This window comes from Ureibacillus xyleni (genome assembly GCF_900217795.1).
GTDB classification, from domain to species: domain Bacteria; phylum Bacillota; class Bacilli; order Bacillales_A; family Planococcaceae; genus Ureibacillus; species Ureibacillus xyleni.
On record NZ_OBMQ01000016.1, the window covers coordinates 1 to 24,633 of the forward strand.

Annotated in this window: 19 protein-coding genes and 1 riboswitch; of the genes, 16 read left to right on the forward strand and 3 right to left on the reverse strand. The window is 35.2% G+C overall.

All coding sequences use genetic code 11. The annotated features are described in order from the left end of the window. Positions 1-69 precede the first annotated feature (69 nt). Positions 70-1,044 carry an endospore germination permease gene (locus CRO00_RS17355; protein WP_097074940.1) on the reverse strand — a complete coding sequence of 325 codons (975 nt, stop codon included), beginning with the start codon at positions 1,042-1,044 and terminating at the stop codon, positions 70-72. A gap of 177 nt (positions 1,045-1,221) precedes the next feature. On the opposite strand from CRO00_RS17355, the gene CRO00_RS20210 reads away from it, so the two are divergent. After that, positions 1,222-1,407 (forward strand): hypothetical protein, encoded by a 186-nt coding sequence (locus CRO00_RS20210; RefSeq protein ID WP_161946724.1) that lies wholly within the window; start codon positions 1,222-1,224, stop codon positions 1,405-1,407. 234 nt (positions 1,408-1,641) lie between these two features. On the opposite strand, the gene CRO00_RS17365 is transcribed toward CRO00_RS20210, so the two are convergent. Beyond that, positions 1,642-3,435: a methyl-accepting chemotaxis protein gene (locus CRO00_RS17365; protein WP_097074942.1), complete on the reverse strand. Its 1,794-nt coding sequence runs from the start codon at positions 3,433-3,435 to the stop codon at positions 1,642-1,644. A gap of 130 nt (positions 3,436-3,565) precedes the next feature. Here CRO00_RS17365 and CRO00_RS17370 point away from each other — a divergent pair, with 130 nt between their 5' ends. The 9 genes from CRO00_RS17370 (at position 3,566) to CRO00_RS17410 (ending at position 13,687) form a co-directional block, all read left to right on the forward strand. Beyond that, positions 3,566-3,781 (forward strand): YozE family protein, encoded by a 216-nt coding sequence (locus tag CRO00_RS17370; protein WP_097074943.1) that lies wholly within the window; start codon positions 3,566-3,568, stop codon positions 3,779-3,781. 134 nt (positions 3,782-3,915) lie between these two features. After that, positions 3,916-4,620, forward strand: coding sequence for a purine-nucleoside phosphorylase (gene deoD, locus CRO00_RS17375; protein WP_097074944.1), 705 nt, complete (start codon positions 3,916-3,918; stop codon positions 4,618-4,620). A gap of 128 nt (positions 4,621-4,748) precedes the next feature. Next, the gene (locus CRO00_RS17380; protein WP_097074945.1) at positions 4,749-6,245 is read left to right on the forward strand and encodes a lmo1851 family serine protease; all 1,497 of its coding nucleotides are present in this window, start codon (positions 4,749-4,751) and stop codon (positions 6,243-6,245) included. Between the two features lie 74 nt (positions 6,246-6,319). Next, positions 6,320-7,213 carry a CobW family GTP-binding protein gene (locus tag CRO00_RS17385; RefSeq protein ID WP_097074946.1) on the forward strand — a complete coding sequence of 298 codons (894 nt, stop codon included), beginning with the start codon at positions 6,320-6,322 and terminating at the stop codon, positions 7,211-7,213. 217 nt (positions 7,214-7,430) lie between these two features. Beyond that, positions 7,431-8,264 carry a CAP domain-containing protein gene (locus CRO00_RS17390; protein ID WP_097074947.1) on the forward strand — a complete coding sequence of 278 codons (834 nt, stop codon included), beginning with the start codon at positions 7,431-7,433 and terminating at the stop codon, positions 8,262-8,264. A 668-nt stretch (positions 8,265-8,932) separates the two neighbouring features. Next, on the forward strand, positions 8,933-10,357 hold the full coding sequence (locus CRO00_RS17395; protein WP_097074948.1) for a spore germination protein: 1,425 nt from the start codon (positions 8,933-8,935) through the stop codon (positions 10,355-10,357). Beyond that, on the forward strand, positions 10,357-11,406 hold the full coding sequence (locus tag CRO00_RS17400; RefSeq protein WP_097074949.1) for a GerAB/ArcD/ProY family transporter: 1,050 nt from the start codon (positions 10,357-10,359) through the stop codon (positions 11,404-11,406). Before CRO00_RS17395 ends, CRO00_RS17400 begins: the two co-directional genes overlap by 1 nt. Beyond that, entirely contained in the window at positions 11,406-12,443 is a 1,038-nt protein-coding gene (locus tag CRO00_RS17405) for a Ger(x)C family spore germination protein (protein ID WP_161946725.1), read from the forward strand. The genes CRO00_RS17400 and CRO00_RS17405 overlap by 1 nt, the downstream gene beginning before the upstream one ends. Positions 12,444-12,610: 167 nt before the next feature. After that, a complete protein-coding gene (locus CRO00_RS17410; RefSeq protein ID WP_097074951.1) occupies positions 12,611-13,687 on the forward strand; it encodes an undecaprenyldiphospho-muramoylpentapeptide beta-N-acetylglucosaminyltransferase in 1,077 nt (358 codons plus the stop codon). Between the two features lie 46 nt (positions 13,688-13,733). Here the strand turns inward: CRO00_RS17410 and CRO00_RS17415 are convergent, their stop codons facing one another. Beyond that, positions 13,734-14,282 carry a GNAT family N-acetyltransferase gene (locus tag CRO00_RS17415; protein WP_097074952.1) on the reverse strand — a complete coding sequence of 183 codons (549 nt, stop codon included), beginning with the start codon at positions 14,280-14,282 and terminating at the stop codon, positions 13,734-13,736. A gap of 355 nt (positions 14,283-14,637) precedes the next feature. Here CRO00_RS17415 and dapF point away from each other — a divergent pair, with 355 nt between their 5' ends. The 6 genes from dapF to odhB all read left to right on the forward strand — a co-directional run bounded on the left by dapF (position 14,638) and on the right by odhB (position 24,211). After that, a complete protein-coding gene (dapF, locus tag CRO00_RS17420; protein ID WP_097074953.1) occupies positions 14,638-15,603 on the forward strand; it encodes a diaminopimelate epimerase in 966 nt (321 codons plus the stop codon). Between the two features lie 21 nt (positions 15,604-15,624). Continuing rightward, positions 15,625-17,664, forward strand: coding sequence for a diguanylate cyclase domain-containing protein (locus CRO00_RS17425; RefSeq protein ID WP_097074954.1), 2,040 nt, complete (start codon positions 15,625-15,627; stop codon positions 17,662-17,664). Positions 17,665-17,757: 93 nt separating this feature from the next. Beyond that, complete coding sequence (locus tag CRO00_RS17430) at positions 17,758-18,438, forward strand: response regulator transcription factor (protein ID WP_097074955.1); 681 nt, start codon at positions 17,758-17,760, stop codon at positions 18,436-18,438. Continuing rightward, positions 18,435-19,826 (forward strand): sensor histidine kinase, encoded by a 1,392-nt coding sequence (locus CRO00_RS17435; RefSeq protein ID WP_097074956.1) that lies wholly within the window; start codon positions 18,435-18,437, stop codon positions 19,824-19,826. The genes CRO00_RS17430 and CRO00_RS17435 overlap by 4 nt, the downstream gene beginning before the upstream one ends. 230 nt (positions 19,827-20,056) lie before the next feature. Then, complete coding sequence (locus CRO00_RS17440) at positions 20,057-22,864, forward strand: 2-oxoglutarate dehydrogenase E1 component (RefSeq protein ID WP_097074957.1); 2,808 nt, start codon at positions 20,057-20,059, stop codon at positions 22,862-22,864. A gap of 96 nt (positions 22,865-22,960) precedes the next feature. Beyond that, positions 22,961-24,211: a 2-oxoglutarate dehydrogenase complex dihydrolipoyllysine-residue succinyltransferase gene (gene odhB / locus CRO00_RS17445; protein WP_097074958.1), complete on the forward strand. Its 1,251-nt coding sequence runs from the start codon at positions 22,961-22,963 to the stop codon at positions 24,209-24,211. Between the two features lie 236 nt (positions 24,212-24,447). Beyond that, positions 24,448-24,632, forward strand: a riboswitch (Lysine riboswitch). Position 24,633: the final 1 nt, after the last annotated feature.

Sequence of the window (24,633 nt, forward strand, 5' to 3'; positions counted from 1 at the left end):
GTATCTAAAAAAAGTATGTCAAGGTTCTTATTGAAATCGAGAAGAACCAAATAGCATCAACTATTGAACCTAATTATTTATGTGCGAAGTTTGAGTAAACAAATTAACAATAATAAACGGAGGCAACATGTAATTCCAAATTTTTTTCCGATTCCCTGTAAAATTGAGTATTTCCGCCGCAATAAATAATAGAAATGAAACACGGATAAACGTTCCAGTTAACCATTGATAAATGGATAAAAAGTCCATTTGTTCGATAAAGCGCCCAATTGAAACAAGGGCCCACTCTTCAAAGGCAGGGTATCGTTGTTTTGCGGCTTCCTCAGGTCCAAATTCTACGATTGCCCCAAGTAGAGGCCCTAACGTTAAACCGGTCAAAATAAAAAGCATGATGACCAAATGGTACCATTTCATCTTGGATTTAAAATGATGTTGAATGAACAACAGTAAGAATAACTCAATGAACCCAGAAGCAGGATAAACTACACCCCTTAAAACCGGTTCAAAACCATGTTCAAAAAAAGGTCGTATTAACTCGTAATCTTTAACTTGTATATTAACTATGGCCACATAAAATCCAAAAACAACAACAAATAGCAATACAAATGTATTCACAATCACAAATGTTTGCATATTCATAGAAGCTAATAATACGCACAAAATAATATAAACCATTAATAAAATAATTTTTGGCGTATAAGGAAGAAACGTCGAAGAAATCCATAGAATCGTCTCTCGCAATGTAAAAGCAGCCATAAGAAATATGAACAATACAATGCAGTATAAAATGATGGAAGATCCAACCTTACCAACTTTTAAACGCAACCATTTTTTTATAGGCTGATTGTTTGATTTATTTTGAATAAAAATGATTAAAAATAACCAAGGAACCATCAATAGTGTAGCTAACAATACCGATGCCCACCCATCTCGTTTCACATGCTCTAAAACAGGTGGAAGAATGGTCACATGATTTTTTAACCCAATAAAAGTCATCACTAAAAAAATAACGTGTAACAAGCCAATTTTCCCGATTTTTACCATTCTTAGACCTCTAACATTAATTGTTAATTCAAAGCATTGACATTTGGACTTAAATCTATAATACATTTATCCTTCTTTAAAAAATAATTAACTGATTACCCAATAAACGGCAAATACTGGATGTTCAATTGCGAGGGTGAATATAAAAATAAGAGGGGGAACTGGAAAGAACTGCATTTGAAGATGAAAGTGGAAGAGGGGGAAGGGAAAAGTGGTATTCATAACCTGATGAATGCAAAATCGGTGGGAGGATTGGTAAAAATAGTATTCATAATAGCTATGAAGACGAAAATGGGAGAGGGAACTAGCAAAAATGGTATTCATACCCCCGATGAAGACAAAAATCGGTGGGAGGATTGGTAAAAATAGTATTCATAATAGCTATGAAGACGAAAATGGGAGAGGGAACTTACAAAATCGGTCTTCATCCCCACGATGAATACAATAATCAGAGTAGTAACCAGAAAAAATCGTATTCATCGCACCGTTGATAACTAAAATCTAAAATCACCTTGCAAAATAGGTCTTGTAGAAAGAAAAAAAGAGCCATTTCACCCTTCCCCCGAAAGATAAAACAAAATGACTCCAAAACAACCTTTAAATTTTAAATTCACTAACCACACTACGTAAGTCATCCGCCTGTTTCGCAAGTTCTGTAGCAGAAGCGTTGATTTCTTGCATCGAAGCAGATCCTTGTAATGCAGCAGATGCCGATCGTTCCGTATGCAGAGCAGTATTTTCAGCGATTGTACTTACCTCAACAAAGGATGCCGCTACTTCCTGGCTTGTCTCTAATGTCATGGCGATTTTTTCAACCATTGAAGCTATAATGCCAGTAGTGCGATTTGTCTGCGCTAAAATATTTTCCAGTACTTTATTCGTTTCATTTGTTACTTCGACACCACGGATGACCGATTTTACGCCATCGTGGTTTTGATGAATAATGGACTTTATTTCACCTTGAATCGATGTCACGATTTCGGTTACCTCTTTTGCCGCTTGTTCAGATTGTTCTGCCAGTTTTCTCACTTCATCTGCTACTACCGCAAACCCTTTGCCATGCTCACCAGCGCGGGCGGCTTCAATCGCTGCATTAAGAGCCAGTAGATTTGTTTGACCCGCAATAGAAGTGATTGTTTCAATAATCGAAGTAATTTCATCAGATTTCTTACCTAATGCTTCTACGGTTGTTGACGTATTTGAAATGGTCTCTTCAATGGAAAGCATCACTTCAGATGATTGTGTAACAGATTGACTACCGTTAAACGCTGCATTTTTCATCTCTTGTGCGGCTTTTTGTACTTCTACTGCTTCGAGATTTAACTCTCTCATCGAATGATCAAGTCCTTGCATTTTGTCAATTACTGCTTTTGTCCGAGATTGCGTTAAATCACTGTCTGCAGCAATATCTTGTGTATTATTTGCAATCTCATCAATTGTTTTTGCATTCTCTTCCGCAAGTGCCATCAACTCTTGGGAACTGCCAGACACATTTTCAGCTAAGTTTGAAACCCGTTTTACTAAGCTGGAAATAGAGTCTATTAATATATTAGTAGAATTTGCAATTTGCGAGAACTCATCTTTCGTCTTTACATTCACTCTTCTTGTTAAATCCCCACCAGCTTGTGCAATATCCAAAATTGATTGATTAATTTTATAGGTGTTTCGGCGAATATTTCTAAATAATATAATCCCAAATGAAATCGTTAATACACTGGCAATGATAGATAATATGAAAAATCCAATTTTAGAGTAATAGGCAAATTGTTCTAGCTCTTTAATCTTCTCTGCATTATTATTTTCAAGTAATGCAATGAATCTATCGCTTGCTTCATTTACATAAGAACGAATATTTTCACCATCATTTTGTTCCATCAACCTTTGAGCGTTTTGAAAACCAAATTCATCTCTCGTATCGATAATTCTTGCAGAGCTATTTAGATAAATAAGAAAGTATTGGTTAATCGCCGCTAGGATCTCTAACTCATCTTGACGATTTTCAAACAATGTTTGTAAGTCTTTTAATTTGTTACTAATGTTTTCCTTTGTTTCTTGATAGTTTTTTAAAGAATCGGCTTTTCCATGAATGATATAAGCCTGTTCATAGTTTGATAGCTTTAACATATCACTTGCTAGAGTATTTACCTCCACCTGTTCATGTAGGTTTTTCTCTGCAAATTCATTAAGACTTTGTTGTAGTTTTGAAATACTAATGAGTGATAAAGCTTGCATCCCTATAATAATTGCAAGTAAAATGCTGAAGATGAGTATAACTCGTCCACGAATGAGATGATAAAAACGAGATTTAACTGAATGATTTTTCTGTAAATCTTTTTTGTGTTTGGAAGATGATTTTATTATTTTTTCTTCTGACGCGCTTTTTTTGCTCATAGTTGTCACCATCCTTCTTAAACTTTCAATGTATTCAAAAATTTTACAATAGATCCTGTACTTTTTCCATTGATAAGGTAGAAAATAGTCCTAAAATTCTAAAAATAAAGCTAGTAAGGAGTATCTATTAATGAAAGAAAGCTTTTATTTATTTGTCCTGACCTTTCGAGGGGGCAATTGGTCAGATCCAAAAACAAGATTTGCAGAAAGTGCCTTTTTAGACCATAGTTTTCCAAAAACGAGCACTTCTTTTGATGAATTATCAAGTTATTTCGAAACGATTGTCCACGAGCATATGACAACAAGTGCCTTTGATGAACTGTGGGAACTCTATGAATTAAAGTGAAAAAGAATGACACGTAATTTTGTACATTATATGTATAGGAAGGTAAATAATTGCACAATTTTAGAAAAGCAAGTATATTTTAACTTGAAATAAATTTTGGCTAGAGAAATGAATTTTAGAAAGAGGGATTGCGAATGAGTATTCATATTAATGCAAAACAGGGAGACATCGCAGAAATTATTTTATTACCTGGAGATCCTTTACGTGCAAAATATATTGCAGAAACTTTTTTAGAAAATGTTACTTGTTACAATGAAGTGCGTAATATGTTCGGCTATACTGGTACATATAAAGGAAAACGTATTTCTGTACAAGGAACTGGGATGGGTGTACCTTCTATTTCAATTTATGCAACAGAGTTAATGCAAGAATATAACGTTCAAAAATTAATCCGGGTAGGAACTTGTGGCGCAATCCAAAAAGATGTGAAAGTTCGTGATGTCATTTTAGCTCAATCTGCTTCTACAGATTCTAAAATGAATGAAATTATTTTTAACGGAATTGATTTTGCTCCTACAGCGGATTTTGATTTATTATTAAAAGCTTATAACGCTGGGGTTGCAGCAGGCTTAAACTTAAAAGTAGGCAACATTTTCACAGCCGATATGTTCTATTCAGAAGAAAACCAAAATGAAAAATTAGCTCGTTACGGTGTCTTAGCGGTGGAAATGGAATCTGCTGCATTATATACACTTGCTGCTAAATTTGGTCGTCAAGCACTTTCTGTATTAACAGTGTCTGATCACATCATCACTGGGGAAGTAACAACATCTGAAGAACGTCAAACGACTTTCAAAGACATGATTGTTGTTGCATTAGAAGCTGCAATTCAAGAGTAATGAGAAGCATATTCTTTTTGCAAGGCTGTCTATAAATGGCAGTCTTTTCTTTTCGGATTGAAGTGAAACTGGTAATATGTTAATGACGTCTAATTAGTTAGTAAGTGTAAATGAGAGTGGTGAAAGAGATGGATGATCAAAACCAACAAAGTAATGAACAAACAGAATCGAAAGAACAGGAAGAACAAATAAAACCTGCTAAGAAATATTTACGTATTAGCCCTTTTGCGTTCATCATGTTAATGGTTTTAACGATTCTATTAACTTCTGGCGTTACAATCTTTGCTCTAACTTTTGGAGAAAAGAAAGTAGTAGAAGTTAGTGTACCTGTAGAAAGACAAGAATTTACGAAATTTTATGATGCCTTCGATGAACTAAAAGAAAAATATTATGTGGAAATAAATGATGAAAAAGTCATTTCAGGTGCTATTAACGGAATGTTTGATGCGCTAGAAGATCCATATTCTGATTTTATGGATGAAGTAGAAGCGGAGCAGTTTAATACAGATCTTTCTTCAAGCTTCCAAGGAATTGGTGCAGAAATCCAAGAACGTAATGGCAATATCGTCGTTGTGTCACCAATTAAAAATTCCCCAGCAGAGAAAGCTGGAATTTTACCTGAAGATGTCATTTTAACGGTTGATGGTGAAAGTATCCAAGGAATGAGTGCTTCAGAAGCTGTGTTATTAATTCGTGGTGAAAAAGGGACACCTGTTACGTTAACAATTCAGCGTGGAAGTTCAGATGAATTACATGAAATTACAATCATTCGTGACGATATTCCAATCGAAACGGTGTATGGCGAAATGGGCGACGACAAAATTGCACACATTCAAATTACATCTTTTAGTGAAAAAACGTTTGATGAATTAGTTGCGATTTTAGATCAATACGAAAAAGACGGTATGAAGAGTATTATCTTAGACGTTCGCCAAAATCCTGGTGGGTATTTAACTTCTGCTATCGATATTGCAAATCTATTCGTAGATGAAGGCAAACCAATCGTTCAAGTCCAAGAACGTGAAGGCGAAGCGCAAGTAATGCTTGCAGAAGGCGGGAAAAAATACAAACAACCAACTATCGTCCTAATCGATAATGGAAGTGCATCTGCTTCCGAAATTTTAGCAGGCGCTTTAGGTGAATCGGCTGGTGCCAAAATCGTTGGACTAAAATCCTTTGGGAAAGGAACTGTCCAAACCGTTACGTCTTTACGTGATGGCTCCAATTTAAAATATACAACAGGTAAATGGTTAACGCCGAATGGAAACTGGATTAACGAAAAGGGAATTAAACCTGATGTCGAAGTTAAATATCCTGACTATGCTACATTAACGTATATCGATCCAGAAACGGAATTAAAATCTGGAAATGTTTCTGCAGCAGTGAAATCAGCAGAACGTATGCTAGATGCCCTGGGGTATGATGTTGGAAAAATTGATGATGAATTCGATAATGATACAAAAGATGCTGTCGTAGATTTCCAAGCAGACCATGAACTCAAACAAACAGGTTCCATCGCTGGAGAAACGACTTATGCATTAATGGATGCATTAAGGGAAAAAATCGACCAAGATGACCCACATGTAGAAAAGGCAAAACAATTACTTACTGGTGAAAAAGAATAAGTGATCATAAGAGCTGCTTTTGTTCAATTGGACAACTGTCAGCTCTTTCTACTATATAGAGGGAAGTGGAATGAATGAAAGATGTGTATTTATTTAGTGGTTTTTTAGGTAGTGGCAAAACTTCGATGTTAACGGATGTACTAAGACAATTAAAGGAAAAAGGCATTAAACCGGCTGTGATTATGAATGAACTAGGGAAATTGCCTTTTGACTCACAAGCTATTGGAGAAGACGTACCATTAAAAGAGATGCTAGAAGGCTGTATCTGTTGCTCAGGATCGGAAAAAACGGAAGCGCAAATTCAGGGCTTGCTCGCTGGAGAAGATTTTGACGTATTAATCATCGAAACAACAGGAGCTGCTCATCCCGTTGAGGCACTAGATGCAGTGTATTCACCGTTATTTGCAGATCAGCTCAACATAAAAGGGATTGTAACCGTTGCAGATAGTAAGCTATGGCTTGAAAGAATGACACTCACGCCACAAGTACGTACATTATTTATAGAACAAATTCGACATGCACACCTGCTCCTTGCAAATAAAATGGACTTACTCACAGAATCCCAACAGGCAAAAGTCGTATTTGAAATGCAAGGTCTTAATCCGGATGCTTTTATTCTACAAACAACAAATGGACGCGTCCCTCTTCATTTATTAGAAGGCTTACAATCGACGACATCGGAGAAAGAAGTAAACCAAACGCAAATTGGGAAAAACCTTCATTTAAGCTCGCGATTAATCGAATTTAATACTAGTTTCACACAAGAAGAATTTGAAGAGTGGGTAAGGTCATTACCAAGTACGGTTTATCGCATGAAAGGCTATGTTCCAATTGAGGGAGTAAGAAATCCATTTGTTTTCCAATATGCCTATGGATTAGTTCAATGGCTTCCTGAATATATTAAAATGCCTGCGAAGCTTGTGATGATCGGTGAAAATGTTCAAGAAATACATGTAATCGGAATGTAACAAATGAAAAAGTAGTGTATTATAATGTTTCATTGAAAAATTGTCAATAGCTTTTCGGTGGTAAGTTATCTTTGTGTAGGAAAATATTATGAAAAAAATAGAGTAATAACGTCATAGTTTTCAAGGTTTTCAAGATATAATGGTTTTATTCCCAAGTTATGGACCAATTTTTTCAAAAATCCTCCGTTATGATTAATTGCGAGAGGAGGAAGACAAAATGAAAAAATGGTTTATGACATTTTGTGCTTTAGGTTTATTAGCAACTCAAGTTCCAACAGCAGATGCTGCATCAAACACAGAGGAGGTAAAAAACGACTCAATCCAATCTTACGTGAAAGTAATTAAATTAGATCAACAAGAAGTGTATAATGCACTTTCAAATAAAGAGGATTTAAAAGATTTATCTATTAAATTACTAAAATCAAATGTAAATATAGAGAAACTACTTGCTTCTTGCAACATTAAAGTAAACAAACAGCAATTAACAAAATTAGTTGAGGCGAAAAAAGAAGCGAAACAAGAAACTAGTAAAGCAGTGAAAGAAACGCCTGCAACACCAGCGAAACAAACGGCACCAACTGTTTCAAAACCAACAACAAACAATAACAACATACCACAAAACACAACACAACAAGCGGCAAAACCAACAACGAGCGCACCTGTGAATACTTCAGCTTCAGAATTTGAAAAACAAGTTGTAGAGTTAACAAATGCGGAACGTGCAAAAGCAGGTCTTGCACCACTACAAATGGATAATGCAGTAATGGCATCTGCTCATGCAAAATCAGTAGATATGGCGAAAAATAACTATTTCTCACATACAAGCCCTACTTACGGAAGCCCATTTGATCAAATGAAAGCAGCTGGTATCTCTTACCGTTCTGCTGGTGAAAACATCGCCCAAGGTCAACAAACTCCAGAACAAGTAGTACAAGCTTGGATGAATTCAGAAGGCCACCGTGCAAACATCCTAAACGGTAATTTCACTCATATTGGTGTTGGATATGTAGCTGACGGAAACTACTGGACTCAACAATTTATTCAAAAATAATTTCATAGCGTAATAGAAACCGAGTTAAGACTAGTTCTTGCTCGGTTTTTTTGTGCGTGCACACAAGGAACCAGTTTATGAAGATTAATCCTCGAAAATGAAATGGAATGACCTTCATCGGGCTTATGAAGGACAAAACAATCGCGAAAATGAAATGGAATGACCTTCATCCGGCTTATGAAGGACAAAACAAACGCGAAAATGAAATAGAATGGTCTTCATCCGGCTTATGAAGGACAAAACAATCGCGAAAATGAAATGCGATGACCTTCATCCAGGTTATGAACAAAAAAATCAAGAAGGAATAATAGAACAACTGTTTTCACGCGCCAGATGAATAAATCAAGAAGGAACAACAGAAAAACTGTCTTCACGCACCTGATGAATACAAAAATGAACGTGCAATAGGAAAGACCGATCTTCATCCCTCATAAAACATTGAATTAATTACAAAACATGCTATCTCTCACCCTCCGACGACACTATAACCCTAATAGCTCTTCACACACAATTACAACCACAATCCTAAAACAAATACCGCTTTCCAATCCCAAATTTTTCTATTAAACCCGTTGAATCATTTTGCTCATTTAAGTATTGTCCTTGATTAAAAAACAGTAATAAATGGAAATACTTGAATGTACTAAAGAAGAGGGGGGAGCGATAGTATGGCTGAAGAGCAGAATCCACAACAAGTGATTTTAACAAAACTAAAAAACAGCTTTTACAATTCTGCAGATTTTGTCGCAAAGCCCATAAGTTGGTGGGAAAATGAAGTCGCCATTTTATGTTTTTACTCCTCCATTGTAAATAAATCTGATGTTGAACGAATTATGTACTTTTTTAAAAACAATTTAAGAGATGATAGTTTGTATTGGGGGGAATCTGTTTATACGACAGTGATCCCTTTAGATGAAAAACAATTAGCTAAATTCCTTTGTGATGGGGAAACCATTGTAGTGCGCCTAAAAACAAAAGAAATGATTCGCATTACTCTGCCGGAAATGGCTTATCGGCAAACAGAAGAACCTGCTAGTGAGCATGTGATTCAAGGTTCTAGGGAAGGATTAGTCGAAAATTTCGAAGTTAATGTATCATTAATTCGAAAACGCATCAAAAGTCATAAATTAGTAGTGAAACAAAAATACATCGGAAATGAAACACATACAACAATCTCTTATTTATATATGGAACAATTAGTCGATCAGGAAGCACTTCAACTGATTGAAGAACGATTAGATAAAATAAATATTGATCTTTTTTATAGCACAGGGCAATTAGCGGATTATTTGGAGGATAGTGTTTGGTCGCCTTTTCCACAACTACTAAAAACAGAACGGCCAGATCGAATTATCGCAAGTTTACATGAGGGGAAAATCGCGATTATTTCGGATTTATCCACTACCGCATTAATCGGTCCAACCTCCTTTTTTTCTTTCTATCAAACGCCTGATGATTTTAATGGGAGAGTAATAACCGGTTCCTTTTATCGGATGCTTCGTATTTTTAGCTTTATATTAGCTGTTTTTCTACCTGCGTTTTACATTGCTATTGTCAGTTTTCACTTTGAAATTTTACCGCTAGAACTTTCAAATCAAATTAAAAGTGATATTGAAAACATACCGTACAGACCGATTTTAGAGGCAGTTATTTTAGAAATGACGATTGAATTAATTCGTGAAGCAAGTATTCGACTTCCTACTGCTGTTGGACAAACAATTGGTATCGTTGGTGGGCTTGTTATTGGGGATGCCATTGTCAGTGCTGGACTTGTATCAAACATGATGGTCATTGTTGTTGCCTTTACTGCGATTGCAAGTTTCGTTGTACCTTCAACAGAGATGAATGCGTCAATCCGATTTTTACGTTTTCCCTTTATGATTTTAGCGTCTTTTTTCGGATTTTTAGGAATCGCGTTTGGTGCCATTATTTTGCTAATTCATTTATTGAACTTAACATCATTAAAAAGGCCGTATATGTCACCAATCATTCCTTTTAATCCAAAGGCGATCCATAAGATATTTTTCAGAACACCATTTTTCAAGCCAGCTAAACATCCAAAAAGTTTCTCCCCAAAAGAGGATGGGAAATAATGAATATCCAACTTACTAGAATTCAATTTTTCATGATCATGTTTACAATATTTACTGGTTTCGTTTATATATCCATCCAATCACCAATTATCACGAATGGAAAACATGCTTCTTGGATTATGTTTATCGCGGCATCACTCTTCACATATTTGCTGTTTATTTTTTATGAAAAAACATATAAATATTTCATTTTGGGTACTGTGTCAACAATCATATATCATTTATATTGGCTTTTTAATCTATCCTACGCTACTGCATTTTCAATCTATCTCATATCTACTTGGATTAGCCCATATACACCCAAAATCGCTTTGTTATGTTTATTTTTAATTCCAAGTCTTTACGCTAGTCTTAGTAGGGCAGAAACTGCAGTAAACATTGGTGTAGTTTTTGGCGTCTTTATCTTCTTTTTCATAGCTTTTGTATCAAGTGCATACCAAGATTTCAATTATAGGAATTTACTGCCAACTACGGAAAGTGGATTCAATGAATGGATGTGGGGAACACTCTTTTCTTTAAATGCTTATCGAAATACTGAATGTTACCTTATTTTAAGAAAATATGTAATGAAAAATCAGAAAATTGCAGGGGTGCCGCTATTTTTATTTGTATTCTCTCTTTTTGCAATGTTTTTCTTTTCAATCGTCATGTGCATGCTTTATTTCAGTACGGAAGAGTTTTCACTGATATCAGAGCCGATACTATTCCTTTTACATGCTCAAGAAGTAACATTTGTAAAAAGATTAGATTTGATATTTGCCATGATGTGGATTTTCATTACGATTATTACGCTGATAAATTATATTTTAGTTGTGAGATTAGTTCATTTTAAAAAGATGAGAAAATTCCCTAAAACCCAAATCGTTATTTACCACGTACTTATTGGTTTCATTGCCTACTTTATTGCAAAATTTGAATATGTTCAATTAATCCGTGAATACTATTGGATTCCGTTTATTTTATTCGGATTTTTACTGCCAATTCTCATTATTTTATTGAATAAAGTAAGGGGGCGGACAATATTCGATTCATCCAATTCGTCATCGTAGTGTTGTTACTTGCAGGTTGTTGGGATGAACGTTTATATAAAGATCATACCGTCGTTTCCCTTGTAGGAATTGAGGGTACTTTAGGGGAAATGAAAGGTTATTTTGCCTATCCCGAAGTGCAAACGGGCAATTCCGAAGTAACCATTATCGAATCAGAAGGAATTGAAACACGTGAACTCCGTTTAAATGCAGATTTAAAAGTTGAACAAACAATTGATCTATCCATGATGTCAACATTATTAATTAGTGAAGATACCGCAAAAGACGGAATTAATAAATATTTAGATGTTTTTTACCGCGATCCGACCAATTCCTTAACAGCATTTTTAGTGTTAGTCGAAGGGGATGTGAAGGACTATATGGAAGCAAGTAAATCCTGGACAACAGAAGCAGGCGAATATTTTGCACGATTTATTCGAAGTAAAGAAGAAGTTTCAGTTGTACCACATCGGACAGTTCAAACTGCATCATCCATTCTATTTTCAGAAGGAATTGATTTAGTATTACCATATATGGTTTTAAAGGATGAAGATAAAAAAAGGCCTGAACTTGGTGGTGTAGGGTTGTTTTCGAATGGGAAATTTACTGGAAGAGTTTTAGAACCAGACCAATCCAAGTTCTTAGGGTTATTACTTCAAGAAAGGGGACGTAAAATAAAATATTCAGCACTCTATAACGACCAACCACTTTCATTTACAATTTTAAATGTAGGGAAAACCCGGAAAATACAATCACCAACCCAAGTAAAAATGGATTACAAGCTGAAAATTGAAATTGAAGAATTTTCAGATACAGGATTAAGAGATGTAAAAAAAATAAGTGAAATAGAAGATTTTATTGAAGAGAAAATTACCGAAGAAATATATAATGTCTTAAATATTTTACAGGAAGAAAAATGTGATGCTTTAGGATTGGGAAATGATTTCCGAGTAAAGAAACCGGAAGTATTTGATGAGAACTGGCATGAAACTTTTTCAAATTTAGATATTCAGGTAAATGTAAAGGCAGAAATATTAAAAACGGGGCTCATACACTAATCAGTCACTGCTGGCTGATTTTTTTCATTTTACTTTTTGAGAACTTCATTGTTCCTGTGAGGAATTATGGTACAATATTGTGTATTAAAAAAAATGATTTTTCATTTATAATTCAAGTGAATCATATATATACGAATTAAAGGTTGAATTTAGATAGGAGTTTTTGTGTGAAACAAAAATCAATTATTTTAACAGGTGGCGGAACAGCTGGGCATGTGTCATTAAACCAAGCAATTATCCCCACATTAATTGAAGAAGGTTATCATGTTCATTATATTGGCTCTCATGATGGCATTGAGAAAGACTTAATTACTCAAGCTTTTCCTGAGGTGCCGTATCATAGTATATCAAGCGGTAAATTGAGAAGATACTTTTCAATGAAAAACTTTACCGATCCATTTAAAGTATTAGCAGGGATCGGGCAAGCATTTACAGTAATTCGAAAAGTGAAACCATCCATCATCTTTTCAAAAGGTGGCTTTGTCTCAGTACCAGTTGTAATGGCTGCAAAATTAGCGAATGTACCAGTTGTCATTCATGAATCCGATGTAACGCCGGGTCTTGCGAATAAACTAGCACTACCTTTTGCATCGCATATGTTTACAATTTTTGAACAAACACTAAAATATTTACCGAATGATAAAGCAACATGTACAGGATCCATTGTACGAGAACAATTATTTCAAGGTGATAAAGATCGTGGAATGAAATTATGTGGATTTGAAGAAAATAAAAAAACTTTACTTGTGATGGGTGGAAGTTTAGGTTCTGTTGTTTTAAATGATGCATTGCGCAGTAATATTCCTGAACTTTTAATGAATTTTAATGTAATCCACCTCTGCGGAAAAGGTAATGTCGATTCATCATTAGAGTCATTAAAGGGCTACAAGCAGTTTGATTATGTAACAACAGAATTACCAGATCTACTTTATACCGCAGATTTTATCGTCTCGCGTGCCGGTTCAAACTCCATTTTTGAATTTTTAGCATTAAAAAAACCAATGCTGCTCATTCCGCTTTCGGCTACGAAAAGTCGCGGTGATCAAATTTTAAATGCGGAAATTTTTGAACGACAAGGGTTTGCCTTAACATTAGAAGAAGAATTATTAACAAAAAACACCTTCATGAAGTCGATACAAAATTTAGTCAAGAAAAAAGATGAAATTATCGATAACATGATCAAAGCAGAAAGTCCGAAAACACCAAGTGAAATGGTAGAATTAATTCTACAGTACGAAAAATAATGATGATAAAAGCGTTGTCTCCTTCATAGAGACAACGCTATTTTCATTACATCGCTTGTTCTTCTTCACTTGTCGTTTCTTTCGCAGTTACTAGATAGAATAAATCTTTTGGAATTTTATATAAGTCAAATTTTGTTTCACCAGTATTAATTTCTTCATAAAGTGCAGGGTGGGAATCTTTTGCACATACAACATATTGTAATTTTAAACTTGCTCGTTTGGATTTTTCATTTTCTTGGCGAATTCTCAAAAACACTGTATGAAAATCTTTTTCGAAAAATAATTCCGATAAAAAGTGATGTTTTGCCATTTGGTTATACCCTTTTCCTTGATAAGGTGAACCTATCCAAGTTCCAAGAAAGCCGGCTCCATCTTGTATATCAAAGAGACTAATCGTACCGACTGGCTGACCAAAGTCTCCTATAATTGTCCTTGAGATTGTCTTACCAAGTTGTTCTTCTTCTAATAGTTGTTTGGTCATAAATAAATACTCTTCAGCCGAGGATGCTTTCTGACGAACATATGGAAAAACTGAAGGGTGACTCATTAATTGGTACAGTTCAGTAGTTTCTGAAAGGTCTCTATGTTTTAACATGATGAAACGCCTCCTTTTTAGGATAGTTGCAAAGCCTTGTAATGCACGAAATCAAGTGGCAACAGAACAAAATAATAAACCCAAAGGAACAAGACGTCAAACAATTTTTATTGTATTTTTTTTGTATTTTTATTTTACCCATTCGTAGGAGATAAATAACTATATTAAAAAACGATTTATGATAATATCATATTATAAATAATCATTTTTATACAATTATTTTCTCTTAAAAGCAGATTTTTTCTCTGTAAAAATTGTAATAAATATTTAATGTTAATATACTGCTAGATTTTGTTGCGTCACAAATCTTTTACAATTATGATAGAAATAAAATTTTAGGTAGGAGAGTTTGCCTATGATACGAACTTTTTTAAAAGTACATGGATCTGGAAATACATTTTATTTATATAATACTAGCGAAGAAAATGAATTCGATTGGGTTCATTTAACAAAGTGGTTATGCAATAAAACAAACGAAGGAGGAGCAGACGGTTTATTACTCGTATTACCATCAAAAGTAGCCGATGCAAAAATGCGGGTAATCAATGCAGATGGCTCAGAAGCTTCTATGTGCGGGAACGGATTACGCTGTGTAGCGAGATATGTTTGTGAAAAACTTGGTACAGAATCAGCGGATATCGAAACGATGAAAGCAACTTTACACGTAAGAAAAGAAAATCCTATTTTTGATTCAATACCTACATATGCCGTTGAAATTTCGCCTGTCTCTTTTGAATTAAGCAGTTTACCAATGACTTACAAAAATCAAACAGAATTACAACATCAAATCATAAACGAATTTTCACCAACGATTCCATTTACGGCAGTATCTGTCCCAAATCCTCATTTAATCGGGATTCTAGAACAGGGCAGTTTGGATGATCAAAATCATCAACAACAACTGGCTACATTTTTAAATAGTGAAAATGACTATTGTAAGGACGGCGTAAATGTAAGTTATGTTTACCCATTAAAAAATGACACAATTTTTGTTCGAACATTTGAACGAGGTGTTGGTTTTACAAATGCATGTGGAACTGCAATGACAGCATCTGCTCTAGTATCGAATTTAAATGGTGTAGTCGATGCAAAAGTGGTGACGGTTTATAACCCAGGCGGATTTGTAAAATGTGAAGTAATACAACACGAAGACAATTATCAATTAACGTTAATAGGGAATGCTACATACACTTCACGATATGAAATCGAAATCAATCAAACAAACTATCAATTTATAGCTCGACATGACACAACAGAGCAAGAGCAATATGAGAAATGTATCGAATTCGTTAATAAAGAACTAGATGCACTTATTTCTTAACCGCACAAAGGGGGTGCGCATATGAATAAACAAATTCTTCCGAAAGTACAATTTGATTTATTATTTGGCAATAGCAATGATTATGTTTATTTTATGGAGAAAGTAGGAGAAGACTATAAATACCTTTATTTGAACACTCCCTCTACACAACTTCTTTCGGAAGATGCCATAGGTAAGAAAATGACCGAAATATTAGATGAAAAACATTATAAATGTATCATCAACAATTACAATCTTGCTATTGAAACGATAAAGCAAGTGAACTATGAAGACTACCAATATCTTGCATCAGAAGTAAAAAAATATGAAACTTCTGTATTACCAATCTTTAATGAAAATGAAACATATATTTTAGCCATTACAAAAGAAATCTCATTTGAGCGCGATTTACAAGATAAATATTTATTTATGAGGTCGATCTTCTTTAATACGTTTTTATCTACCGTATTAGTATCGAGTGATGGCCGACTACTAGAAGCTAACCCACAGTTTCTAAATGATTTTAATTTAGATATTGAAGATGTTCGTTGGCAATATTTTTCTGAACTACCAATTGTATCTTCGCAAAATGCCGACCAATTTAAGCAACTTTTAGAAGAGGCTTGTAAAGGAACGAACTTAACATCTAAATTGTTAACTTTTGTCGATAAAAAAGGGAAAATTCGGAGCTTCACAACAACGTTTTCACCGATTTTCCAAAATAATGAAGAATCGGTTGTCGTAGGAGTTTTTGTGATTTTACAAGAAATTACAGATTTTATCCAAAAAGAAAAAGAATTAAAGAGTACTACAAATGGATTAATGAATTTAAAATATGCCATAAATAATGCAGCTGATATGTCATTTACCGATATAAATGGCACTATTATTGATGTGAATGATCGCTTTATTGAACAAACAGGGTATAGCAGAGAAGAGTTAATTGGTAGTTCCCATCAAATTATTAATTCTCGCTTCCATTCGAAGGAGTTTTTCCAAAATCTTTGGGATACGATTAAAAAAGGAAAGGTTTGGCGCGGAGAAATTTGTAACCGTACAAAATATGGTGGCATGTATTGGGTAGACACAACGATTATTCCGTTGCTTGATGAGGACGGGAAAATCCAACAATATATGTCAGTTCATTATAATATTACCCAAAAGAAACGAATGATCACCGAATTACGAAACATCGAGCATATGTTTAAAATGATTAACGATAATACAAATGATCTAATCGTTATTACAAATGAAGATGGGATTATACTTTATGCCTCTAGTGCATACACTCGAAAACTAGGTTATAGCGTTGATGAACTATTAGGTCAGTTTTACACAAAAGTATTGTCTACAGAAAGCAAGGAATTGTGGAATGATGAATTGTTAGATATTGAAAATCACGTCAATTCGAAATTAGAACTTATCCACACAGCGAAAAACGGTGAAACAATATGGACTGAATGTAACTATACGGTTGTCCATGACTATGTTCGTAAACGTGGGATTCAAATAATAATGGTAGCTAGAGAAATAACAGAGCGAAAGAAAATGGAAAATCAGTTATTGTTCCTCGCTTATCACGACTCTCTTACACAATTGCCAAACCGTCGATATATACAAAAAGAATTTCCATTTTTAGTTGAGGACGCAAATGCAAGAAATAAATCGATTGCAGTGCTTTATGTTGATGGAGACAATTTTAAAGAAATAAATGATCAACATGGCCATGAAGTGGGCGATGAGTTTTTATATCAATTTGGTCGTGCATTACAATCGAGTGTTCGTTCTAATGACCTTGTTGTAAGAATCGGTGGAGACGAATTCGCTATTCTATTAACGGGACTTGTAAAAAATGAGAAAAAACGCGATAAACAACTAAAGCAAATAGTTGATCGAATAAAGGAAACGTTGCAAACAGGTTGGGATATTTCACATCAGCATTTTTCACCAACAAGTTCTATCGGTGTTTCTTTCTATCCGGATCACGGCACAAAGTTAGAGGAATTGCTTCATTTGGCGGACCGTGCTTTATATGATGTAAAAACCATCTCTAAAAATAATTACAAAATTTATGAAGAGTAAGTTGATAATGTGTTTAACTATCCCTCGTTTTAAGGTACCCTTAGAACGAGGCTTTTTGCATACGACAATAAAAAGCAAAATAAGGTGATGACAATGAATAAAAATATTTTAATTGTTGAAGATGAAAAAAACATCGCCCGTTTTATGGAGCTTGAATTAAAATACGAAAAATTTAATGTAACAGTAGTCCATGATGGTAGGGAAGGTTTAACGAAGGCTTTGGAAGAACAGTACGATTGCATTCTGTTAGACGTCATGCTGCCTAGTTTAAACGGTATTGAAATCTGTCGCAGAGTGCGCGCTCAATCAAATGTTCCAATCATTTTGATTACCGCTCGCGATGAAGTCATGGATCGTGTTGCAGGTTTAGATGCTGGCGCGGATGATTATGTAGTAAAACCTTTTGCCATCGAAGAATTGCTTGCTAGAATTCGTTCGATATTTAGAAGAGTAGAATCCATTGAAGTGGAAAAGAATGAAGAAGTAATAAAAGTTCGTGACATTGTCATTAACCCTTCATCCTACGAAGTCTATTTTGAAGGAGAAAAATTAGAATTAACAAAAACAGAATATGATTTATTGAAATTATTATGTGAAAATAAAAATCGAGTTTGTGAAAGAGAACGAATTCTCCAATCGATTTGGGGTTACGACAGTGAAGTAGAAACAAACGTTGTGGACGTCTACATTCGACACCTACGCTCAAAACTTAAGACCGATAAAGAGCCGTATATAGAAACAGTTCGTGGTGTTGGTTATGTGGTGAGAGAATGAAGAAATTAGATAAGCTGTTTATAAATCAATCGTTAAAAATGAAATGGACTTTGTCAACAGCCATCGTTATTTTCATCAGCTATGCAGCAATTTGCACCGTCATTTATATTGCCCTTTATTCATGGCTTATACAAAATGAAGAGAATAATGCGATTCGGACCGCTGAAGACTTATCGTCATTCTTTCAATCACAAAAAGGGTCTCTTACAATCCAAGAAATTCAAGGAAATACTGGATTATTGAAGGCAATTGTCAACCAAAATCAAACAGTACGAATCTTTAACTTTGATGGCTATGAAGTATTACGAATTAATGACATTTCACCAGCTGCAAAAATAGACTTGTCGGAAGAATTAATTTTAACTACAATCGTTACGAAGGATGAACTTAATGAAGACGTTTTTGTTGTACATAAATTTGTACAAATTGGTTCCTTTAGAGGAATACTTCAATTAATTCACCCTTTATCAACCTTTCAATCTATGATGCAATATGTATTAACTGCGATGCTCATTGCAGGGATTGGTGCTGTTTTTTTAGCTGGCTCAATTAGTTATTATTTAGCAAATTTATTAATTAAGCCTTTAAAAGACTTGCGCGATTCTATGGGCTCCGTACGAGACAAAGGTTTTGAGGAACACATGCATTTTTCATATAATGCAGATGATGAAATTGGAGACTTGTTAACCATCTATCGTGATATGATGGAAGATCTTCAAAAATCCTTTATCAAACAACAACAATTTGTCTCCGATGCCTCTCACGAATTACGAACACCCATTCAAGCAATCGAAGGGCATCTATCGTTAATTAAACGATGGGGTAAGAATGATCCGCAAGTTTTAGAAGAATCCATCGATACTTCATTAGCTGAAGTAGCGCGAATGAAAAAAATGATTGAAGAATTATTAAATTTGGCTAGAAATGAAAAAAGAGATAAACATGCATCTGCTCATATAAAAAATGTTTTAGAATCTTTAAAAAGTGAAATCCAATTAATTTATCCTGATGTAGAGATAAAAGTAGAAACGAGCGGCACGGAAAAACACCCGAACATTACAGAAAATGCACTAGAACAAATCCTACGCAATATTATTGAAAATAGTATTCGATACAACGATCAAAAACCAGTTATCCATATTATTATTAATTATGAAAACGATAAAATTGTAATCGAATTAACAGATAACGGAATTGGGATATCCGAAGAGCATTTACCTTATATTTTTGACCGCTTTTATCGAGTTGATGCATCAAGGGAAAATAACGGGGGAACTGGGTTGGGATTAAGCATTTTGAAAATGTTGACAGAAAAATATGATGTCGAAATTGATGTGAAAAGTAGCCTTGGAAAAGGTACGACATTTATTCTAACATTTAAAATATAAATAATACCCTAAAAAATTGGTCATAAAATCATAACTGACCAAAAAAATTTGCTTATTTTGTGAAAAATAGTTGTATTTTTTGTGAAGAGTAGTAAGATTGAAATGGAAAAAAACGTTCTTCGATATTATTATTCCATAAGTTTTTTTATTGTCGAAGAATGGTAAAATATGAAATAATATTTCAAGTAGAACAATGGACTGCCTAATGGCAATATTTGGAGGTTTTTCTCATGTCGAACAATGTATTATTTGCTGGTTCCCCTTGGTCAGCATTCTCTGGTCCTAACTTAGGATATGTCATGGAACAATATGATTTGTTCTTACAAAATCCAGAAGAAGTAGAACCTGAACTAGTTGCGCTTTTCCAACAATTCGGTTCCCCATTTGTAGAAGGTGCAGAAACAGTTTCTGAAGGTACAGCAAACGTACAACCAGGTAATATGAAAAAAATATTTGCAGCCGTGCAATTAGCAGATGCTATTCGCTCATTTGGACACTTAGCCGCAGATGTATACCCATTAAAAGATCGTAAATTAGATTCTTCACGTATTGAACTTGCGACTTACGGCTTAACGGATGCTGATTTAGCATCAATGCCAGCAACATTATTCTTTAATAACGTTCCTGCAAGCGTTACCAATGGTAAACAAGCAGTTGATTACTTACGTTCATTATATACTGGAAAAATTGCTTATGAGTATTCTCATATTGATGAAGGCGAACGCCAATGGATTCAAGAAAAAATTGAATCTGGTACTCAAAAAATCAAGTTAACGCCAGAACAGAAAAAAGCACTTTTAGAAAGATTAACTCGTGTTGAAGATTTTGAGAAATTTATTCATAAAACATTTGTTGGTCAAAAACGCTTCTCTATTGAAGGTTTAGATACATTAGTTGTTTTACTTGATGAACTTGTGCATGCTGCTGATGAAAAGAAAATGAACTATCTTCAAATCGGTATGGCTCACCGTGGACGTCTAAACGTGTTAACGCATGTTGTAAACAAACCATACGATATGATGTTCTCTGATTTTGCCCACGTACCAAACGACTATTTCTTACCTGCTGACGGCTCTTTAGAAATTACTAAAGGTTGGACAGGCGATGTGAAATATCACATGGGTGCAACTCATACAAAACAATCTGGTATGAAAGTAAAACTAGCTTATAACCCTTCACACTTAGAAGTAGTAAGCCCTGTTATTACTGGTTCTACTCGTGCTGCACAAGAAGATACATCAAAACCAGGCACACCAAGTCATGATGCAAGTAAAGCATTAGCAGTACTCGTACATGGTGATGCAGCATTTGCTGGTGAAGGTGTAGTTCAAGAAGTATTTAACTATGCAAGAACTACTGGCTTCTCTACAGGTGGTTCAATCCATATCATTTCAAACAACATGATTGGATTTACAACAGAACATTACGATTCACGTTCAACTTTATACTCATCAGATGTTGCAAAAGGATACGATATCCCTGTTATCCACGTAAACGCTGATGATCCAGAAGCAGTAGTAGAAGTTGCGCGCTTAGCATTCGAATATCGCCAAATCTTTGGCAAAGATATTTTAATAGACTTAATTGGTTACCGTCGTTTTGGACATAATGAAACAGACGACCCAACAGTAACAAACCCATTAACATATTTAATTGTTACAAAACACCCAACAGTACGTGCTCTTTACGGACAACAATTAGTACAAGAAGGTATCGTTACTGAAGATGATGTGAAAAAACTGGATGAAGAGATTTACGCAGAAATGCAAAAATCCTACGACCATGTAAAAGAAGTCGGTGCTGAAAAAGGTCACCATGCGCACATTGAAATGCCTGAAGCTGTGAAAAATGGTTACCCTGAATTAGAAACAGGTGTAGCAAAAGAAGAACTTCAACAAATCAATGATGAACTTCTTGCATGGCCAGAAAGCTTTGAACCACAAAACAAATTAGCAAAAATCTTAAAGAAACGTGTAGAAGCATTAGAAACTGACAAAATCGATTGGGGTCATGCAGAAACACTAGCATTTGCTACAATCTTACGTGACGGAAACCCAATCCGTATTACAGGTCAAGATGCTCAGCGTGGTACATTCTCACAACGCCATTTAGTATTACATGATAAAAACAATGGTGCAGAATTCACGCCACTTCACAATATTTCAGGTTCAAATGCATCATTTACAGTGTTTAACTCACCATTAACAGAAGCTGCAATCGTAGGTTTTGAATATGGATATAACTTAGAAAATGAAAAGGCATTAACTATTTGGGAAGCACAATTTGGTGACTTTGCAAACATGGCTCAAATTATGTTCGACAACTTCATCTCTTCTGCTCGCTCAAAATGGGGACAAAAATCAGGTTTAGTGCTATTATTGCCAAATGGTATGGAAGGACAAGGACCAGAGCACTCTTCAGCACGTATTGAACGCTATTTACAATTATCTGCTGAAAATAACTGGACAGTAGCAAACGTTTCAAACGCTGGAAACTACTACCACTTATTACGCCGTCAAGCGAAAATGCTTGGTACAGAAGGGGTTCGTCCATTAGTAGTAACTTCACCTAAATCATTACTTCGCCATCCATTAGCTGCAGCTTCATTAGAACAGCTTTCAACTGGTAAATTTGAAGAAGTAATTGAACAGCCTGGTTTAGGCAACAACCCTGAAAAAGTAGAACGCATTTTACTTGCATCAGGTAAAGTAACAATTGATTTAGCAGATCGCATTCAAAATGGAGAAGGCTATGATAACCTGCATATCGTTCGTGTAGAACAACTTTATCCATTCCCTGCGCAAAAATTATCTGATATCATTGCAAAATTCCCTAACGCAAAAGAAATCGTTTGGGTACAAGAAGAACCGAAAAACCAAGGTCCATGGAAATTTGTATTAGAATATTTACTTGACCTTGCTGATGGCAAAAAAGTGAAATATGTTGGACGTCCAGAAATGTCTTCTACATCAGAGGGCGACATGGATTCACATAAAGAAGCTCAAGCAAAAGTTATTGACGAAGCTCTTGCAAAATAATTTATTAACTTTAATCATTTATAGAGGGTAACTACCAAGAGGGTAGTAAAGCCATGTGCGAATATTCGCACATGGCAATTAAAGGAGGATATTAAAGTGGCTGAAATTAAAGTCCCTGAACTAGCAGAATCGATTACAGAAGGAACGATCGCACAGTGGGTTAAAAAAGTTGGAGACCGTGTTGAAAAAGGTGAATTCATCGTTGAATTAGAAACTGACAAAGTTAACGCTGAAATCATTTCTGAAGAAGCAGGAGTTCTAACACAAATCCTTGCTGAAGAAGGCGACACTGTACTTGTAGGTCAAGTAATCGCGGTTGTAGAAGCTGGAGAAGGAGCAGCACCTGCGCCTGCAGCAGAACCAACAAAACCTGAAGCAGCACCTGCACCTGCTGCAGCTCAAACTACTGCTGCTCCTGCAGTTGTAGAAGAAACTTCAAATGACCGTGTTGTAGCATCTCCTGCAGCTCGTAAATTAGCTCGTGAAAAAGGAATTGACTTAAGCGCAATTTCTCCAGTAGATCCACAAGGTCGTGTACGTGTACAAGACGTTGCAGCTCACGGTACAGCACCTGCTGCAGCAGCACCAGTGGCAGCTCCAGTAGTAACTGCAGGTGGTCCAGTAGTATTTACACCAGCAGCAAACTCTGATCGTGTAACAATTGAAAAAATGAGCCGTCGTCGTCAAACGATTGCAAAACGTTTATTAGAAGTGAAACAATCAACTGCAATGTTAACTACATTCAACGAAATCGACATGACAAACATTATGGCACTTCGTAAACGTAAACAAGACGAGTTCGTTAAAGCAAACGACATCAAACTTGGTTTCATGTCATTCTTCACAAAAGCAGTTGTTGCAGCGCTTAAAAAATACCCATACGTAAATGCACAAATCGTTGGGGACGAAATTCACTTAAACAACTTCTTCGATATTGGTATTGCCGTATCAACTGAAGAAGGACTAGTTGTACCAGTTGTTCGTGATGCAAACAGCAAAAACTTTGCAGAAATCGAAAAAGATATTGCAAACTTAGCGAAAAAAGCACGCGACAAAAAATTAGGCTTAAACGACATGGCAGGTGGATCATTCACGATCACAAACGGTGGTGTATTCGGTTCATTAATGTCAACACCAATCATGAACGGTACTCAAGCTGGTATTTTAGGTATGCACTCAATCGTAAACCGTCCAGTTGCTGTAAATGGTGAAGTTCAAATCCGTCCGATGATGTATGTGGCTCTTTCTTACGATCACCGTATCATTGATGGAAAAGACTCTGTTGGATTCTTAAAAACAGTGAAAGAATTAATCGAAAATCCAGAAGATTTACTGTTAAATTCTTAATATAAATAAAACTAGCGGGTGTATTAGCCGCTAGTTTTTTGTTGTAGAATTGTTAATTGGTTGAATATTCCAATAATAGAATTATCCCGAAAAAGAGAGAAAAAACCCCCATAAAGTACCATTTAGTTTACACTGCACTAATAGTAAAATCCTATTATCAGAAAAATGAATATTGACTTTATAATATTCCTATAGTAACATTTTAATAGAAAATTAATATTAAAACCTCACGTTACAAGTGGGGTAGAGGTGCGATATTTATTAGTTTCTTATGGAGTTTTGAGCGAACGATGAATTAAGAAAGAAGGAAATATTGCCGAAGTATGATGTAGGCTCACTACCATCATGCTGGGTCTGTAGTGAATAACTGCAGGACTGTCTCAGCTGGTCTCCCAACCAACTGAGGGGTGCTATCTCAATCG

Excerpts from the sequence above, each read along its gene's own strand:
- CRO00_RS17390 (WP_097074947.1), top strand. The coding sequence starts at position 7,431 with ATGAAAAAATGGTTTATGACATTTTGTGCTTTAGGTTTATTAGCAACT.
- CRO00_RS17355 (WP_097074940.1), bottom strand. The coding sequence starts at position 1,044 with ATGGTAAAAATCGGGAAAATTGGCTTGTTACACGTTATTTTTTTAGTG.
- CRO00_RS17395 (WP_097074948.1), top strand. The coding sequence starts at position 8,933 with ATGGCTGAAGAGCAGAATCCACAACAAGTGATTTTAACAAAACTAAAA.
- CRO00_RS17425 (WP_097074954.1), top strand. The coding sequence starts at position 15,625 with ATGAATAAACAAATTCTTCCGAAAGTACAATTTGATTTATTATTTGGC.
- dapF (WP_097074953.1), top strand. The coding sequence starts at position 14,638 with ATGATACGAACTTTTTTAAAAGTACATGGATCTGGAAATACATTTTAT.
- CRO00_RS17380 (WP_097074945.1), top strand. The coding sequence starts at position 4,749 with ATGGATGATCAAAACCAACAAAGTAATGAACAAACAGAATCGAAAGAA.
- CRO00_RS17365 (WP_097074942.1), bottom strand. The coding sequence starts at position 3,435 with ATGAGCAAAAAAAGCGCGTCAGAAGAAAAAATAATAAAATCATCTTCC.
- CRO00_RS17435 (WP_097074956.1), top strand. The coding sequence starts at position 18,435 with ATGAAGAAATTAGATAAGCTGTTTATAAATCAATCGTTAAAAATGAAA.
- CRO00_RS17415 (WP_097074952.1), bottom strand. The coding sequence starts at position 14,282 with ATGTTAAAACATAGAGACCTTTCAGAAACTACTGAACTGTACCAATTA.
- CRO00_RS17400 (WP_097074949.1), top strand. The coding sequence starts at position 10,357 with ATGAATATCCAACTTACTAGAATTCAATTTTTCATGATCATGTTTACA.
- deoD (WP_097074944.1), top strand. The coding sequence starts at position 3,916 with ATGAGTATTCATATTAATGCAAAACAGGGAGACATCGCAGAAATTATT.
- CRO00_RS17385 (WP_097074946.1), top strand. The coding sequence starts at position 6,320 with ATGAAAGATGTGTATTTATTTAGTGGTTTTTTAGGTAGTGGCAAAACT.
- CRO00_RS17370 (WP_097074943.1), top strand. The coding sequence starts at position 3,566 with ATGAAAGAAAGCTTTTATTTATTTGTCCTGACCTTTCGAGGGGGCAAT.
- CRO00_RS17440 (WP_097074957.1), top strand. The coding sequence starts at position 20,057 with ATGTCGAACAATGTATTATTTGCTGGTTCCCCTTGGTCAGCATTCTCT.
- CRO00_RS17430 (WP_097074955.1), top strand. The coding sequence starts at position 17,758 with ATGAATAAAAATATTTTAATTGTTGAAGATGAAAAAAACATCGCCCGT.